This is a genomic window from Jatrophihabitans sp. (assembly GCA_036399055.1).
Taxonomy (GTDB): domain Bacteria; phylum Actinomycetota; class Actinomycetes; order Mycobacteriales; family Jatrophihabitantaceae; genus Jatrophihabitans_A.
On the sequence record DASWNX010000017.1, the window covers coordinates 136903 to 153647 of the forward strand.

Consider the following 16745-nt stretch of genomic DNA (forward strand, 5'->3'; position numbering starts at 1 on the left):
TCCTCGCTGCGCCCACCATGGACTCTGGTGAGCCCGATGGCGTTTTGTCTTGCATGTTAGGGTCAACTGAGTATTAAATACCCCGATACCCCTGATTGCTCCAGCACTCTCCGGCCCATGCTGGCACGGTCTCCGGCGCCCCCCAAGAAGGCAGCAGGTAGCGAAGTTGATTACTGAGGCAGAGGTCGTCGAGAAGGTACGCACCCTGATCGGGGAGATGTCCCCGCTCGGAGCACGCGAAGCCCGGTCCGAGCAGAGATTGATCGAGGACCTGGGCTATGACTCGGTCTCTTTTCTCGAGCTGGCCCTGGCACTCGAGTCGGAGTTCGAACTGTTCACCATCGACGAGGAGCAGGCGGCAAGCCTTGTCACTGTCGGCGATATCGAAACGCTGATGACTCAGCTCGCCGCGCCAGCTGCGTGATCCCGGCTCCGGAATCAGCATGAATAGCCTGGTCAGAACTGCCACGCAGGGCGCGGCAGGGGCTGAGCAAGGCTGGCTGCTCGCCCTGAACGGCCTGTTCACCATCCCCTCGGACTTCAGGAACGAGGACGTCGACCGGTTCGCGGCGTTGGACATGCTGCGGTGCGGCGAGCCGACTCTGGACGCCTTGATCGCCGCAGGCCTGCCCTGCCGTGGCGAGGCGGGCGCTGAATGGTTCGACCGCTTCGACCTGTTCAATCTCGCCCTCGCCTCCAAGTCCGGAGTGTCAGTGCCTGAGAGGGCGATTCGCTACGCGTTGAGGTGGATGCATGGCGGCCCGCAGACGTGGACCGAGCCGATCAGGTGGAACTTCGACATCGAGCTCCGCTGCCCGCTGAGCGAGTGCGGCGCCGATGCCGAATGGTCGCACTCACGCCTTGACTTCGACTCGGTGGAGGCTGACCTGCTCGACTGGCACACCGAACCCGAGACGGCCGTGGTCACCGATGACCAGATCCTCTTCTCCGGGCCCGGGCCGGTCGGCATGCGGGGTGAGATGGTGACGAGGGGCCGGCTGATGACCCTCCGATCGCCGGTGCTGCAGTCGATCACCGATGACTTCCTCGCAGCCGACTACCCGTGGATCCGGATGCCCGAGCGGTTGCAACACGACTACAAGAGGGTGCTGGCCGCCGGCGCCGCCCCCTGCATCTCGGCCTCGCTGTTCCTGCAGAGCCAGTACCAGGCGGCCGGATACCAGTCGAGGACCAAGCGGGGCTGGTTGCTGGGCATGCTGGACCTGGCGCATTCGTGGGTCGAGGTTCTCGATGACGACGGCGTTGTCAAGGCCGTGGACCCGGTGTTCCTGCGGCTGGCCGACCACGCGGAGAACCCGCATCCCGAGCTGGCGGCAGGATGCATCGGGTCCCGGCTGAACCGGTTGCTGCCCACCTCGATCCCCGCTGACGGGACCATGGTGTCCCATCGTTGTGGTGGCCGTGAGAGCACACCCGTCCGGCGCACCGTCATCCGCCGGGCCGGCGCCTGATGACCGGCACGGCGATCCCGGCCGGCCGCGGGCCGAACCTCTCCGAGACCCTCAGCGGCGACCCTCGTTTCAAGGCGATCCTGGACCGGCTCGTCACGATGTCCGAGCGCGACTACTACGACCCCTACCGGTTGTTCACCTGGCCGGACAGCATCGTGCAGGACGCCTACTGGATGTCACCAGAGCTGATGAGCGTGCACGGCACGCAGGTCGGCAACCGCCTCGACGAGACTCAGCTCAAGGCGCTCAGCAAGTGGGAAAGCATCAACTTCTACAGCCTGAACGTCCACGGCATCCGCGAGCTGCTGACGGCCATCGTCGCGCGCATCTACATGCCCGGGTTCGCGCTTCCCTCGGAGTACTTCCACCACATCATCGGCGAAGAGAACGAGCACATGTGGTTCTTCGCCACCTTCTGCCTGCGCTACGGGGGCAAGGTCTACCCCGACCGGTCCCTCACGTTCGCCGGACCTGGAATCGCTGAGGCCGAGACGTTCCTGATCTTCGCCCGGTTGCTGATCTTCGAAGAGCTGGTCGACGTCTTCAACCAGCGCATGGGCAGCGACGACCGGCTGCACCCGACGATCCAGCAGATCAATGCGGTTCACCATCAGGACGAGTCCCGCCACATCGCCTTCGGACGTCAGATCGTGGCGCTGCTGCACGCGGAACTGCGTCGTACGCTCAGCGTGGAGCAGCTGACCTCCCTCGAGCTCTACCTCAAGCGCTACATGCGGGTCTCGACCGAGTCGCTGTGCAATCCGGCCGCGTTCGCCGACGCCGGCATCCCCGACCCGTACCGGATGCGCCGTGAAACGCTGGCAGATCCGCAGTTCGAGGTCTTCACCGCCCGCGTGCTCAAGCGTTCGACGACGTTTCTGACCAGTGAGCAGATCTTCTCGGACGAAAGGATCCCCGCGCTGTGACGCAGCTACCCACCGAGGCCACGCCGGACGGGGATCACGACCTGGTCCTGTCCTACCTTCTGGCCCGGCGCCCGGAGCTCACCTCGATCGACCCTGACCTCGACCTCATCGACAACCGGCTCATCGACTCACTCAGCTTCGTCAATTTCCTGTACGTGCTCGAAGAGCAGAGCGGCCGGCAGATCTCACTCGATGAAGTCTCACCTGAGGATTTCCGCACCCTGCGCCGCATCCGAGAAAGATTCTTCGGTGACCACTCCGCGAGCTGACACCTTCGCTGCCCGCTCCGCCACTTCGGGGCTGGCGGTGATGGGTCCGCTGGAGCTGGCGTTGCGCGCGGAGCTGGATCGGATCTTCACCTCATGGGCGAGGGCGGTCGACGCGGCGCCGATGGCCTACCAGACACTTCTTCCGGTCGCGGACCTGGCGATGCTGGACTACTGGGACAACTTCCCGCACCTGGCGCTGGTCGCCACCGCGGTCCGTGAGGAGTCGTTCAGCCAGCTGACGGCTGCCAGCGCCGCCGGCTTCTCCGCCGGCTTGCTGGCCGAGGCGCAGTACGCGCTGCCATCGGCCGCCTGCTACGCGGCATACCTGGACCTGCGGAACACCACCGTCCCAGCCAAGCACCTGGTCACGACGGTCGCGACCTGCTTCCGGCGGGAACAGCGGTTCGAGGGCTTGCGACGGCTGCTGTCCTTCAGCATGCGTGAGGTCATCTGCGTCGGCGAGCGCGAGGCGACGCTGGACCACCTCTCAGCCTTCAAAGCAAAGATCATGGCGTTCGCGAAGCGGTTGGAGCTGCCGCTGGAGATCGAGGTGGCCAGCGACCCGTTCTTCGACGCCAGCGCCTCGCGCTCGCTCGTCGCGCAGCTGTTTCCGGTAAAGGAAGAATTCGTCTTCCGCTCCGCCGAGCACCCCGAGGGCCTGGCGATCGCATCGGTCAACTTCCATCGCAACTTCTTCGGCGAACGCTGCCGGATTCTCACCGAGGACGGCGCGCCCGCGTTCAGCTCGTGCGTGGCGTTCGGCTTGGAGCGTTGGCTGTCAGCGGTGTGCGCGCAGTTCGGACCGCCGTCGGCCCGGCTCGTCGAGCGGGTCCGGGACGCGAGCGAGCTGTGAGCTGCGCGCCGCCGACGCTGCTGAGGTCTCGCCACCTGCTGCTCGGACGTCCGGTCGAGACCTGGGTGGCCAGGATCGGGCCCGGTCAGGGTTCGGCGCATTCGGTGGTGGCGCTGCTGAGCGCCGAGGAACGCCGGCAGATGTCGAACATGGTGAGCCCGGTGATCCAACGCCAGTACGCCGCAGGCCGGGCGCTGACCCGTCTCGCGCTGGGCGCCCGGCTGTCGATGCCGGCCAGGCGGGTGCCGGTGTCGGTCGATGACAACGGCAGGCCCTGCCTGCTCGCCCGGCACGGCGGCGCCGGCGGCGCCGCCCCGGTGGGGATCGACTTCAATCTCTCGCACTCGGGCGATCTCGTGGCGCTGGCCGTGGGCAGCGGGCTCAGGATCGGCCTGGACATCGAGCGGGAGGAGCGCCGGCCGAACGCGCCGGCGTTGGCGCGCCGCTTTTTCAGCCCGTCCGAATGTGAGTTGCTGGACCGCTCCGACGAGCGCTGCTACACGCGGCGATGGCACCGGATCTGGACCACCCGGGAAGCCCATGCCAAGGCGCGGGGCATCGGGGTGCGCGCGATGGCCGCTGCCCATGGCGTCCGCGGTGACGGTTGGGACAGCCGCAACGTCCCGCTCGCCGCCGGCTACGTGGGGACGGTGGTGGCCCTGCGACCGACTTTGTCCCCGGAACGCGAGCACATCGAGATGAGCAGCGCCAGCGACCGGAAAACCACCGGGAACAGGAGATGACCTATGGATGACCAGCTGTCAGACGTTCACGAGCACCCGTCCACCACCGAAGAGACCGACCCCTACTGCCTTCCTCCGGATGAAGCCGCCGAGTTGCTCGCCGAGGCGCCCTGGAAGCGGTTCGGCGTGATGGGTGACAGCCTGGCCAAGGGGCTGGGCCAGGAGCTTCCCGGTTATCGGCCGCTGTCGTGGGCAGCCCGGGTGCGCGAGGCGTTGCTCACCGCCCATCCGGATCTGAGCTACCTCAACACCGGCCACCAGGGCCTGCTCGCTGCCGAGGTGCGCGATCAACAGCTTGGGCCGATGCTGGAGTTCCAGCCGGACCTGGTGGCGATGACAGCAGGTGGCAATGACCTGTTCGGACTTCGCTTCGACGCCGGCGCCATCGAAGAGGCCCTCGATGACATCGTGGCCAAGCTGCGTGGCAGCGGCGCGGACGTCATCACCTACGGGTTGATGAACATCACCGCCGCGCTTCCGAAGTTGGCGCCGATCCGGCATCGCCTGGAGACGTTGAACGCGCTGTCGCTGGCGATCGCTCAACGGCACGGCACCATCCACGTCGACATGTGGTCGCACCCCTCCTGCGGTGAGGTGAACGCTTACAGCACCGACATGAAGCACAGCACCATGCGCGGCCACGCGATACTCGGAGCTGAGACGATCCGCACGATGGGCGCCTGGCTGCGACAGTCAGGCCACAAGCGATGACAGCTTGCCCCGCCCAGCCCATCCCAGAGGCCCCCGCCTCTGCATCCCCCACATCGTTTCAGCCATCAGGAGGCAGCCATGTCTGACGCATCCACCTGGGTGACGCCCGAGGTCGACACCGACCGTCCGAGCATCGCCCGACTCTATGACTACCTGCTCGGCGGCACCCACAACCTCGAGCCCGACCGCGAGTTGGGCAAACAGGCGATCAGGGCGGCTCCGGGTCTCATCATGCTCATTCGAGAGAGCCGCAAGTTCTTGCGGCGGTCCGTGCGCTACGCCCTCGATCAAGGTGTCGACCAGTTCCTGGATCTGGGATCAGGCATCCCGACCCGGGGCAGCGTCCACGAGACGGTGGCCGCTATCAATCCGGATGCTCGGATCGTCTACGTCGACCGGGATCCGGTGGCGGTCGCGCACGGCAATGAGCTGCTGGCGAGCAACCCGAACGCCGCCAGCGTGCAGGCCAATCTGCTCGACGCCGACGAGGTGCTGGCCACCGACACGGTCAAGTCCCTGCTCGATTTCGACCGGCCGGTGGCCGTCCTGGTCCTGTGCGTGCTGCAATTCTTCTCCGACTCCGAGGTGTTGCCGGCCCTGGAGAAGTACCGCGAGCGCCTTGCTCCGGGCAGCCTTCTGATCATCTCCACGGCGACGAACGAAGGCGACGACGGATCTTCAGACATGGTGGGCAACCTGTACGCGAAGGAGTTCGGTGATTTCGCGCTGCGCTCCCATGAGCAGATGCGCGCCCTGTTCGGAGACTTCGAGATGGTCGAGCCGGGAGTGGTCTTTCCGACCCAGTGGCATCCGGACAAGCCGAGTGACGTCGGCGCCCATCCTGAGCGCTACACCTACCTGGTGGGCGCCGCGCGCAAACGCTGAGCAGGCCGGCCGGCCGGCCGCAGCCGGCCATGCCACCTCGAACGACAGCGACGACCCTGCCTCCGCTGGGAGGCAGGGTCGTCGTCGGCTCAGCGGCCCTCAGCCTGTCGGAGCAGTGGCGTCAGCGATCCCGAAGCTGACCGGCGCCTGGCCGTGGACCGCTTCCCACGGCGTAGCGGCGCCGGTGAGGAGCTCGGTCCACATCGTCCTGCGGCGGGGCTTTCCGCTGGAGGTGCGGGCGATCGATCCGCGTTTTCCTCGCAGGATCAAGGGTGAGGCGGATCCGGCGGTGATCGTGCGAACCCGTTCGCTGGCGGCTGTCAACCAGTCCTGGCCCACCTGCTCCTCTACGAACACCACCGCCAGGTTCTCGGAGTCGACGGCGCCGAAGGCCACCGCGCACCTGACGTTCGGCAAGCCATCGAGGTTTCCCAGCTCGGACTCCACGTCCTCAGCGTGCACGCTGGCGCCCCGGACCTTCATCGACTCCCCGATGCGGCCGACCACGAACAGCTCATCACCCAGTAAGAAGCCCGCGTCGCCGGAGCGAAGGCCCTCGTGGCCGAAGGGCGTCACACCGTCGCCTGTCAGATAGCCCTGCGCAAGAGAGGAACCGGTCAGGAAGACCTCGCCGAAGGCGCCGTCGGGAAGCGGGTTGCCGTCCTCGTCGATGATGCTGACGTCAAGGCCTTCCACCGCGGCGCCGCACCCGGTCAACCAGCCGGCGCCGCCCGCCGAGTCGAGGCCGAGCATGCCGGTTTCGGCCACGACCACCGCTTCGCCGACCGCGAGCGCGGTGCTCTTGGTCCGCACCAGCCGGGAGCCGCCACCGGGCGGCGCGCCGGTGGCGGCCAGTGTCACCTCCGCCAGGCCGTAGGCGCCGATCAGCGCGCCCGGGTTGAAGCCATGCGAGCTGACCAACTGGTAGAACGCGCTGATCGCCGCGGGCTCGATCCGCTCGGCGCCGAGGATCGCCACCCGCCACCGGGAGAAGTCGAAATCGGCGATCTGCTCAGGGCTCACCCGGCGGGCGGTGTAGGCATAACCGAAGCTCGGCGCCGTTGTCAGCGTCGCGCCGTGTTTGCCGAAGCATTCCAACCAGCGCAGCGGTGCGCGCACGAACTGGTCGGGAGTCATCAGCCACAGGTCAGTGCCGGAGACGACGGGGACGACCATGCCTCCGATCAGTCCCATGTCGTGGTAGAGCGGAAGCCAACTCGCGAACACGTCTTCGGCTGACCACTTCAACCAGCTTCGGATCGCCTGCACGTTGGCGCTGAGGTTGGCGCAGGAGATACGCACACCCTTGGGCGCGCCGGTCGAGCCGGAGGTGAACTGGAGCAGGGCCAGGTCGGTGTCCACCAGCTCAGCCCGCGCGCCGAGCGCCGAGTCGGCGTCTGCCTCATCGGCGACAGCAAGATCCAACTCCAGCACCGTCGCCTGGCAGTCAGCTCGGACGACGCCGGATCGGGCCAGATCAACCAGCCTGGCATCAGTGACGACGAGGGCCGGGCGGGCGACGCTGAATATCGTGGCCAGGTGAGCGATATAACGCTCGGACTGCCGGAACGCCAACGGTGTGGCCAACGGCGACGGGACCATTCCGGCCGCAAGGCTTCCCATGAATGAGGCGATATAAGTCCAGGGATCGTGAACCACGAGCGAGATCACGTCACCACGGGCGCCGCCTGCCTGACGCAACTTCGCCGAGATTCGACGCACGTCCACGGCCAGCTCGGCATAGCTGCGGAAGAACCACGATCCGTCCGGCTTCAACAGGCGTATGCCACAGGTGGGGCTGGGATTGTCGAGCCAGTCCAACAGCATCTCCAGGCCTCCGTTGTGCTCTCAGCGGCGTCTCATCAGAGCTGACGCGCAGGTGAATTGCGTAGCTATTCTTCACGAACGCCCTTAAATGCCAAGTGGGTAAGATAGCAGGTTTCGATAATGTGCGGGCACGTTGAGCCTGCGCGTAGTCAGAGACCGCACTCGAATGACTGCGAGATTCTGACGGGAGCGCGTGCCCGTCCTGGAGGCGCTCGCCACGAGCGCCGGCGCCGACCAGCCGAGCGTTCGCCGTCGGCCGGCGGGGATACCATGCCCTGACGCAGGCGATCGCTGTGCCGCGGTGCAGACTTGCGTTGAGTGCCTAGGAGGCCACGGATGAAGTTTCGACTACAGCGGCAGGAGTTCGCCGAGGCCGTCGCCTGGACCGCGCGCAGCATCCCGACCCGGCTGCCTGTTCCGGTGCTGGCCGGCCTGCTGCTGCAGGCAAAGGACGGCCAGTTGCAGTTGTCGGGCTTTGACTACGAGGTCTCGACCCGCTGCGACCTGGACATCCAGCTCTTCGAGGAAGGCTCGGCGGTGGTCGCCGGCCGGCTGCTCGCCGAGATCACCAAGGCGCTGCCGGCCAAGCCGGTGGATGTCGAGCTGGTCGGCGACAGCGTCGAGCTGACCTGCGGCGGCGCCCAGTTCACGCTGCCCACCCTCCCGTTGGAGGACTACCCGCGCCTTCCTCCGATGCCCGAGCTGGCTGGCACGATCAAGGCCGCCGAGTTCAGCACCGCGGTGAGCCGGGTGACGATCGCCGCCGGCCGCGACGAGACGCTGCCGATGCTCACCGGCGTGCAGGTCGAGATGGCCGGTGACCGGATCACCATGTCGGCCACCGACCGCTACCGGCTGGCGATGACCGAGCTGGCTTGGCAGCCCGAGCGTCCCGACCTGGAGATGAGCGCCCTGATCCCGGCCAAGGCGCTGTCGGACACCGCCCGAGCCCTGGGCGCGGCCGGGGGCGAGGTGCAGCTGCACCTGGACCCGGTGGCCACCGACCAGTCCCTGGTCGGGCTCGGCTCGCAGTCGCGCCAGACCACCTCGCGGATCATGTCGGGGCCCTATCCGAATGTGCGGGCGATCTTTCCGACCAGCCACAACAGCCGGTTGACCATCGCCACCAAGGACTTGACCGACGTGGTGCACCGGATCGCCCTGGTCACCGACCGCGGCAACCCGCTGCGTTTGCAGGTCGACTCCGACGAGCTGGTGATCGAGGCCGGCGGGCAGGGCTCGGCGCGGGCGCGGGAGGCGACCGAGGCCAAGCTCGAGGGCGAGACCCTCAAGATCGCGATCAACCCGCAGTTCATGCTCGACGGCCTGGGAGCGGTCGGCTCGCCTAACGTGATCCTGTCCTTCGTCTCGACTCATAAGCCGGTGATGATGCTGCCGGCCGACGAGAACGGCGAGGTCATCCCCGGCTTCCGCTACGTCGTGATGTCGGTGCGGATGCCCGAAGGCTGATCGACCGGTCAGGCCCTCAGGCCAGGCCTGGCCTGAGGTGGCACTCCCGGATCTGACGGGCTGGGCGCCGGGCCAGGCGCCGGCGGGCCGGGCTGCGGCCCAGGGCCAGGCATCGGTTGCGGCGGCGGGGGGCCCGGGTTGGGCTGGGGCTCGACCGGACTGGGCTCGGGCGCGATGGGCGGCACCGTCGGGCCGGGGTCGATCGGCGGCACCGTCGGGCTTGGCGCGATCGGGTCGGTCACGAGGACTCCTGCCCTTGCGTCGAGCCCGCGTTGGCGTCTTGCACCGCGTCGGCTGGCGCGGTCCGGGCCGCCTGCCGCTCGGTGTGCGCGCCGGTGGTGGTGAGCCGGCCGTCCGCGGACTCCAGATGCGCCCGGACGAACCACTGGTACTGCTCGAGCAGCTTGGCCTGGCCGATCAGCATGTCCTGGCTGACCGGGTCCGGCTCCTCGGTGGCCTGGATCGCCTTGCGGTGGCTTTCGATGACGCCGCCGTACACCAGGTCCAGGGCGGCCAGGTGCTCCAGCGCGGTGGCCCGGCCCAGCGAGTAGTCGTCCCAGCTGCGAGTGGCGACCAGCGCGCCCGGGGTGCCGATCGGTGAGCCGCCCAGTGTGGCGATGCGCTCGGCGGTCTCATCCACCATCAACCGCACAGCGTCGACCTGCGGGTCCAGCATGGTGTGCACCGCGATGAAGTGGGTGCCCACGACGTTCCAGTGGATGTGCTTGAGCGTCAGCGCGAGGTCGTTCAGCGCGTTCAACCGGTCCTGCAGCAGAGCCACCAGGTCATCGGCATCACCCTGCGCTATGCCGGGGATCGTGTAGGCAGTCCGCTGCCGCGCGGCGGGAGAAGAGTCGGTCGACATGTGCTGGCACATCCTTTGAGTTGTCTCACGGTGACGCACCCGACGGGGCGGCCGCTGGATGCGCACCTTGCCTGTTCACCAGGTTCGACCGGTGCCGCGGTCGGCGCGTCGGCGCAGATCGCTCGGCTACCGGTTCGAGCCGACATCCCGACCGTACCGAGCTGTTCGGCATTTTGAAAGCGAGCTGACCGGTGGCACCAAAGTGCGCGGCCAACCGTTGAAGGAGTGTGCGGCGCCGTGGCCGCGACCTACGTCAAGCCCCCCGCGACGCGCACCGGCCCGGCGCCGCACCCGCGCGTCTCAGTCCTCAGACGGCTCAGTCCTGCTGACGGCTCAGTCCTGTTGGCGGCCGCGCTCCACCTCATCCACCAGCTCGGCGCATGCCTGGGCGACCACCTCAGGATGGCGTCGCATGATCCAGTGCCCGCCTTCCACCGAGTGGATCCGCAGGTCACTGGCGTAAGGCCCGGGGGCCTGTGTCTGCAGCGGGTGGCCGATGAACGGGTCCCTGGTCGGCGCCAGCACCTGGATCGGGATCTCGGCGCGGGCGCGCGAGGAGGACGCGCGGCGCGGCCGCCGGTTGGCCCGGTAGAGCTCCAGGCCGTTGACCTTGTCTGCCAGCGACCGCCCGTCGGCGACGGGCCGCTGACCCAGCAGCCGGTCGAGAAGTCCGCTGCGCCAGCCCAGCTCCGCCAGCCCGGGGACCTGGAAGAGCAGGATGTAGGAGGATCGGCGCAGTTGCCCGAACAGCGTCGCCAGGTCCTGCGGAGAGGGCCGCAGCTTGGAGGCCAGCCACCGGGCGGCCTGGTCCAGGCCCGGCCCGGAGATAGAGGTGTAGCTGGCGATCCGGCCCTTGAGCCGGTCACTGGTGACGCACTGCCAGCCCTGGACCGAGCCCCAGTCATGCGCCAGCAGGTGCACCGGGCGGTCCGGGCTGACAGCCTCGATGACCGAGTTGAAGTCGGCTTCGAGCTGCGCGAGGCGGTAACCGGCGCGGCTGCGGGGGACCCCTGACCGGCCAGCGCCCCGCACGTCATAGCTGACGACGTGGTACTTCTCGCCCCACAGTTGGATGACCCCGTTCCAGAGCGAGGCGTTGTCGGGGTAGCCGTGAATCGCGACGATGGTGGCAGCGGCCGGATCACCGGTCTCGTACACCGCCAGGTCCAGGCCGTCGGTCGCCTTCACCCATCTGCTGGGGGTCATGCGAGCCCACCCCTTACTCGCGCCGTCACAGGCAGCGCGGTCACAGCCGGCGCAGCCAGGTCGGCCGGCGCGGCGATCTCTCTGGCGATCAGCTCAAGCCGAGACGATGTTACTAGGAAGACATCCTTGGCCGATCCGGGCAGTTCGCAGGGTGCGCAGGCAGGTCCGTGCTCCGATGGGTGAACGCTCCCGGTCGCTGACAGTGACGGCATTGTGACAGCGAGGGGGGTCTTTGTGGGGCATACTCCAGCTACTGAGCTGCGCGCAAAAAGATGTCGCTGCCCACTGTCGGCCTAGTTTCGAGCCGGCTGCACCCTGCCTAACGTTCGGAGTTCAGTCGACGCCATGGCTGTCCGAAGCCTCGACCCGGCCGACAGGCTGGCGCGCCGCCCGCTAAGGACGGCACGTGGGTGGCGGTTGTGGACGGTGCCGCCGGGGGCGCTGGCGCTGATCCTCGGCGTCGAGATGGTCGCGGTGACCGTCACCGCCGTGAGCGTCAGCGCGAGCTTCGGGGACTGCCTGACGGTGCCGGCCACAGCCAAGTTGATGGCCCTGCTGCTACTCAGCATCGCCTACTCCGAGATCACCTACCGGATGCAACGGATGCGCCTCTACCTCGGCGGAGCCGTGATGATCGGCCTGCACTCGGTGTGGGCGTTCGCCGGGGTGCTGATCCTGCCGATCTGTTACAGCGCGGCCCTGGTGTGCGGCCTCTTCCTGGTCGCGGCCATGCGGCGGCGGCAGCAGGCTTTCGGCTACCGGTTCACCTACACCGGCGCCACCGTGGTGATAGCCACCCTGGCGGCCAAGGTGGTGGCCACTGCGATCCAGCCTCGCGTCGCTGAGCTTCCGCCTGGCGCGCTGACCGCGGCGGCGATCACGACGGCCGCGGTGGTCTTCTTCATGGTCAACGCCACGCTGGTGATCGCGGCGGTCTACCTCTCCTCCGACAGCCGCTCGCTCACCGAGTTGCTCCCGGCCAAGGAGGAGCTGGGACTGGAGGCCGCGACCCTGGTCCTCGGCGTGATGACCGCCCAGCTGAGCCTGCGACTGGCCTGGCTGATGCCGACTGTGCTGTTGCTCCTACTACTGCTGCAGCGAAGCTCGCTGGTGTCCCAGCTAGAGATCGCGGCGGCCACCGACTCCAAGACCGGGTTGCTGAACGCGGCAGCCTGGCAGGAGCTGTCCCAGCGGGGACTGCTGCACGCCCAGCGGGAGGGCGCGCCCTGCGCGGTGTTGCTGATGGACATGGATCACTTCAAACGGGTCAATGACACCGCGGGCCACCTGGCCGGAGACGCCGCGCTCAAGGCCGTCGCCGACGCGCTCAAGCGTGAGCTGCGCGGTTACGACGCCGTTGCCAGGTTCGGTGGCGAGGAGTTCGTGATGTTCCTCGACGACTTGGGGGCTGAAGAGGCAGGAAAGGTGGCCGAGCGGATTCTGAGCCGGGTGCGCGGCCTGGCCGTCAGCGGGGCGGCGGGCATGAGGCTCTCGCTCACCGCCTCGATCGGGATGGCGGTCTACCCCCAGCACGGCCAGACGCTCACCGAGTTGCTGGAGCAGGCCGACAGCGCGCTCTACTCAGCCAAGCGGGCCGGCCGGGACCAGGTCCGGCTGCCACATCGGCCCGGCTGAGGCGCACCTGCCGGCGTCTGCGCGCTGCAGTCACATCGCAAGCTGCGCGCCCTCACAGCCATCGCACAGCCTCGCAACCCACAGTGATGGCATGAACTCGAACGAGTACCCGCCACCGCCTCCTTCTGGTGACGATTCCGCTGCGCCTGAGTCAGACCGGGCGCCGGAGCGGGTCGAGCCTTTCAGCCACGCTTACGAGCCGGTGCAACCGGTCACCCGTGGCTACGAGCCGGGCCAGCCAGCGGCCGGCGGCGGCAGCGGCTATGCCAGCGGCAACTATGACGGCGGCAGCGGCAGCTATGACGGCGGGTACCAGCAGGGGTACTACCCGCCGGCGCCGGCATTCCAACCGCACACCCAGCCCAGCGGCGGCGACTTCACCGCACCCGGCTACCCACCGCCGGCCCAGGCCTATCAGCCGGTCCAGCACACCCAGCAACTGCCCAGGCTGGACGGGCCGGCGCTGGCCGCCGAGCCCGCCGGCCGGCGTCGGCGTGGTAGGACGCTGCTGATCACCGCGCTGCTCGCCGCCCTGCTCGGCGGCGGCGTGGGCGGCGGGGTGGTCGCGATAGCCGAGCGCGACCAGGGCGACTCGGTGAACATAGGCCTGCGGATCACCAATGCCACCGGTGCGCCGGCAGCTCAGCTCGACGGCACGATCGGCGCGGCGGCGGCCAAGATCCGGCCCAGCGTGGTGACCATCGGAGTCAGCGGCGGCCAAGAGTCCGGCACCGGCTCCGGCGTCATCATCCGGCAGGACGGCTACATCCTCACCAACGACCACGTGGTGTCGATCGGAAACGGGACCGGCGACCTGCAGGTCATGCTGGCCGACGGGCGCTCTGCCTCGGCGAAGATCATCGGCCGCGACCCTTCCGACGACCTTGCCGTGATCAAGGTCGAGGGCCTGAGCAACCTGCCCGCGGCGACCTTCGCCAAGTCCAGCTCGCTGAGCGTGGGGCAGACAGTGGTCGCCGTCGGCGCCCCGCTGGGCCTGTCTGACACCGTGACCAGCGGCATCGTCAGCAACCTGTCCCGGCCAGTGCGCGCGGGGGACCAGGCCCAGGCGGTGTTCGCGGCGGTCCAGACCGACGCGGCGATCAACCCGGGCAACTCCGGCGGCCCGCTGGTCGACCTCAACGGCTCGGTGGTCGGCATCAACGCCGCCATCGCCACCGAGAGCTCCGGCGGCCTGCAGATCCCGGGCCAGCAGGCCGGCAACATCGGCATCGGCTTCGCGATCCCCTCCGACGAGGCCAGCCGGATCGCCAGCGAGCTGATCGCCACCGGCAAGGCCACCCGCGCGGTGCTCGGCGTCGAGGTCGGTGGCAACCAGAGCACCACCCAGAGCCAGTCCGGCGTGCCGCTGCGCGCGGTGTCGCCCAGCGGGGCGGCGTCCAAGGTCGGGTTGAAGGTCGGCGACATCATCACCTCGGTCGACGGCCGTCGGGTCACCACCGCCGACTCGCTGATCGCCGCGATCCGCAATCACGCGCCGGGCGAGCGGGTCAAGATCACGTACGTGCGAGCCGGCAAGGCGGCTGAGGTCGAGGTGACCCTCGGCTCCACCAGCAGCTAATCCTGGCGGTGCTCGCCCCGGTCCGCCTGCTGAAATCAGGACGGAGCAGGCCCGAGCGTCGTTTCCCAGCGGCCGGGCCGCGGTTGACAGCCGCGGCCCGGCCGCAGCCAATTCTCCAGGCGCGCCATGGTGGTGACGGCCCGGCTACGGCCGATTCTCCAGGCGCGCCATGGTGGTGACGGCCCGGCTACCGGCGGGTAACGTCGGCGGGGTGCCCACCCATGAGGTCTTCAACGTCCCCACTCCGTGGTCTGGAGTCAATCTGTTCTCAGACGACCGAGCGCTCGTGGCGGCCCTGTCCACGGCCGGAGCCGACGCCGGTCAACTGCGGCGGCTGAGCGCGCTGGGCCAGCAGGCGGGCAGCGCCGAGGCGCAGGAGTGGGCACGCCTGGCCAACATCTACCCGCCGGTGTTGCGCACCCACGACCGGTACGGCAACCGGATCGACGAGGTGGAGTTCCACCCCTCCTGGCATCAGCTGATGGGCGTCGCGGTCGCCAACGGGCTGCACGCCGCGCCCTGGGCAGATCCCAGCCCGAACGCCCACCTGGTCCGGGCGGCCGGCTTCTACGTGTGGGGCCAGCTCGAGCAGGGCCATGGCTGCCCGATCTCGATGACCTACGCCGTGCTGCCGGCGTTGCGGCACAGCCCGGAGCTGGCCGCGCAGTTCGAGCCCGGCCTGACCAGCCTGAGCTATGACTTCGGACTGCGCAGCCCCGGAGCCAAATCCGGCCTGCTGGCCGGCATGGCGATGACTGAGAAGCAGGGCGGCTCCGACGTCCGGGCCAACACCACCCGGGCCAGGCCCAATGCCGACGGCACCTACTCGATAACCGGTCACAAGTGGTTCTGCTCGGCGCCGATGTGTGACCTGTTCCTGGTGCTCGCGCAGACCGAATCGGGCTTGAGCTGCTTTCTGGCGCCCCGCGTGCTGCCCGACGGCAGCCGCAACGACTTCGCGCTGCAACGGCTCAAGGACAAGCTGGGCAACCGGTCCAACGCCTCCTCGGAGGTGGAGTTCGCCGGCGCCACCGGCTGGCTGGTCGGCGTCGAGGGCCGGGGGGTGCGCACCATCCTCGAAATGGTGAGCATGACCAGGTTGGACTGCGTGATCGGCTCGGCGGCGGTGCAGCGGGCCGCGCTGACCCAGGCCATGCATCACATCGCGGGCCGGGACGCCTTCGGCGCCAGGCTGTCGGGCCAGCCGCTGATGCAGGAGGTGGTGGCCGATCTGGCGGTCGAGGTGCAGGCGGCGTCGGCGCTGTTCCTGCGCCTGGCCACGGCGGTGGACCGCGCCGAGGCGCCGTTGCTGCGACTGGCCGTGGCAGCGGCCAAGTTCTGGGTCTGCAAGCGCACTCCGATGGTGGTCGGCGAGGCCCTGGAATGCCTTGGCGGCGCCGGTTACGTTGAGGAGTCACCCCTGCCGAGGTACTTCCGGGAATCGCCGTTGAACTCCATCTGGGAGGGCTCGGGCAACGTCATCGCCCTGGACGTGGTGCGCGCGGCAAGCCGCGAGCCTGAGTCTGCGCAGGCCCTGCTGGAGGAGCTGGCGTTGTCGGCCGGGGCCGACAGCCGGCTCGACGCCGCCACTGACCAGCTGGCCAAGCGGCTGGCTGCGCTGGGCGCGGACCCCGACGCCGACGCCCGCTCGGCCCGGGGTTTGGCCGGGCTGCTGGCCCGCACGCTGCAGGCCGGGCTGCTGGTCAGGGCAGCGGGCGCCTCTCCGGGCGGCGCCGCCGTCGCCGAGGCGTTTCTGGCCAGCCGGTTGGGCGGGTCCGGTCCTGACGTCTTCGGCTCAGGAGGGCAGTCCTGGGCTGGCCTCGGCCGGACGACGATCGATGCGGTGCTCGAGTCCTGCGACCCCAACCGGGCCGCGACGGGAAGCCTCGATTAGTCGGTGGCCGCCTTCTGCGGACCGCCCGCGCCGTTGTCGGCCTGCTCGCCGTTCTCGGCCTGCTCGGCCTGCTCGGCCACGGCTGCCGCGCCTGGCGAGACTGTCACGGCTGCCGGGCCTTGGGAGACCGGCTCGGTCTCTTCGGCGTCGGGCCGAGCTGATCGCTGCGTGTCCTGCTCAGAGTCCGCGGCCGCGGGCGGCGCGCTCTTGCCCCGCCGGGAAATGGTCACGGTGCCGGATTCGAGGTCGATTCGACGACCGCCGGAGGCGTCACCGACCTCTTCACGGGTTGACTGCAGCCGGCGCTTCTCCTCATCCATATGGCGCTTGCCTGGATTGAAAAGGGTGTCAATTCCCCACTCCGTCATGTTTTCAGACTACGCGCCGCTTGCGTGCCGGACGTAGCCTTG

At 68.6% G+C, this 16745-nt stretch carries 16 protein-coding genes; 12 read left to right on the forward strand and 4 right to left on the reverse strand.

Going from position 1 to position 16745, the window contains the following annotated elements:
* The first annotated feature begins 166 nt into the window (after positions 1–166).
* The 8 genes from VGB75_06315 (at position 167) to VGB75_06350 (ending at position 5859) form a co-directional block, all read left to right on the forward strand.
* Positions 167–424 carry a phosphopantetheine-binding protein gene (locus VGB75_06315; GenBank protein ID HEY0166640.1) on the forward strand — a complete coding sequence of 86 codons (258 nt, stop codon included), beginning with the start codon at positions 167–169 and terminating at the stop codon, positions 422–424.
* A gap of 19 nt (positions 425–443) precedes the next feature.
* Positions 444–1472, forward strand: coding sequence for a hypothetical protein (locus VGB75_06320; protein HEY0166641.1), 1029 nt, complete (start codon positions 444–446; stop codon positions 1470–1472).
* Complete coding sequence (locus VGB75_06325; protein HEY0166642.1) at positions 1472–2398, forward strand: diiron oxygenase; 927 nt, start codon at positions 1472–1474, stop codon at positions 2396–2398. Before VGB75_06320 ends, VGB75_06325 begins: the two co-directional genes overlap by 1 nt.
* The gene (locus VGB75_06330; GenBank protein HEY0166643.1) at positions 2395–2667 is read left to right on the forward strand and encodes a hypothetical protein; all 273 of its coding nucleotides are present in this window, start codon (positions 2395–2397) and stop codon (positions 2665–2667) included. The genes VGB75_06325 and VGB75_06330 overlap by 4 nt, the downstream gene beginning before the upstream one ends.
* Entirely contained in the window at positions 2648–3520 is an 873-nt protein-coding gene (locus VGB75_06335; protein HEY0166644.1) for a hypothetical protein, read from the forward strand. The genes VGB75_06330 and VGB75_06335 overlap by 20 nt, the downstream gene beginning before the upstream one ends.
* On the forward strand, positions 3517–4263 hold the full coding sequence (locus VGB75_06340; GenBank protein HEY0166645.1) for a 4'-phosphopantetheinyl transferase superfamily protein: 747 nt from the start codon (positions 3517–3519) through the stop codon (positions 4261–4263). The genes VGB75_06335 and VGB75_06340 overlap by 4 nt, the downstream gene beginning before the upstream one ends.
* A 3-nt stretch (positions 4264–4266) precedes the next feature.
* Complete coding sequence (locus VGB75_06345; GenBank protein ID HEY0166646.1) at positions 4267–4974, forward strand: SGNH/GDSL hydrolase family protein; 708 nt, start codon at positions 4267–4269, stop codon at positions 4972–4974.
* 78 nt (positions 4975–5052) lie between these two features.
* Positions 5053–5859 carry an SAM-dependent methyltransferase gene (locus VGB75_06350; GenBank protein HEY0166647.1) on the forward strand — a complete coding sequence of 269 codons (807 nt, stop codon included), beginning with the start codon at positions 5053–5055 and terminating at the stop codon, positions 5857–5859.
* A gap of 99 nt (positions 5860–5958) precedes the next feature.
* Here the strand turns inward: VGB75_06350 and VGB75_06355 are convergent, their stop codons facing one another.
* Positions 5959–7686: an AMP-binding protein gene (locus VGB75_06355; protein HEY0166648.1), complete on the reverse strand. Its 1728-nt coding sequence runs from the start codon at positions 7684–7686 to the stop codon at positions 5959–5961.
* 336 nt (positions 7687–8022) lie between these two features.
* Here VGB75_06355 and dnaN point away from each other — a divergent pair, with 336 nt between their 5' ends.
* On the forward strand, positions 8023–9156 hold the full coding sequence (dnaN, locus tag VGB75_06360; GenBank protein ID HEY0166649.1) for a DNA polymerase III subunit beta: 1134 nt from the start codon (positions 8023–8025) through the stop codon (positions 9154–9156).
* A 238-nt stretch (positions 9157–9394) separates the two neighbouring features.
* Here the strand turns inward: dnaN and VGB75_06365 are convergent, their stop codons facing one another.
* Positions 9395–10021, reverse strand: coding sequence for a DNA starvation/stationary phase protection protein (locus tag VGB75_06365; protein ID HEY0166650.1), 627 nt, complete (start codon positions 10019–10021; stop codon positions 9395–9397).
* Positions 10022–10354: 333 nt separating this feature from the next.
* Complete coding sequence (locus VGB75_06370; GenBank protein ID HEY0166651.1) at positions 10355–11227, reverse strand: alpha/beta fold hydrolase; 873 nt, start codon at positions 11225–11227, stop codon at positions 10355–10357.
* 345 nt (positions 11228–11572) lie between these two features.
* Here VGB75_06370 and VGB75_06375 point away from each other — a divergent pair, with 345 nt between their 5' ends.
* The 3 genes from VGB75_06375 to VGB75_06385 all read left to right on the forward strand — a co-directional run bounded on the left by VGB75_06375 (position 11573) and on the right by VGB75_06385 (position 16335).
* Entirely contained in the window at positions 11573–12862 is a 1290-nt protein-coding gene (locus VGB75_06375) for a GGDEF domain-containing protein (protein HEY0166652.1), read from the forward strand.
* Positions 12863–12953: 91 nt separating this feature from the next.
* The gene (locus VGB75_06380; protein ID HEY0166653.1) at positions 12954–14441 is read left to right on the forward strand and encodes a trypsin-like peptidase domain-containing protein; all 1488 of its coding nucleotides are present in this window, start codon (positions 12954–12956) and stop codon (positions 14439–14441) included.
* Between the two features lie 211 nt (positions 14442–14652).
* A complete protein-coding gene (locus VGB75_06385) occupies positions 14653–16335 on the forward strand; it encodes an acyl-CoA dehydrogenase family protein (GenBank protein HEY0166654.1) in 1683 nt (560 codons plus the stop codon).
* Here the strand turns inward: VGB75_06385 and VGB75_06390 are convergent.
* Entirely contained in the window at positions 16332–16703 is a 372-nt protein-coding gene (locus VGB75_06390; GenBank protein HEY0166655.1) for a DUF6191 domain-containing protein, read from the reverse strand. The genes VGB75_06385 and VGB75_06390 overlap by 4 nt on opposite strands.
* Between the last annotated feature and the right edge of the window lie 42 nt (positions 16704–16745).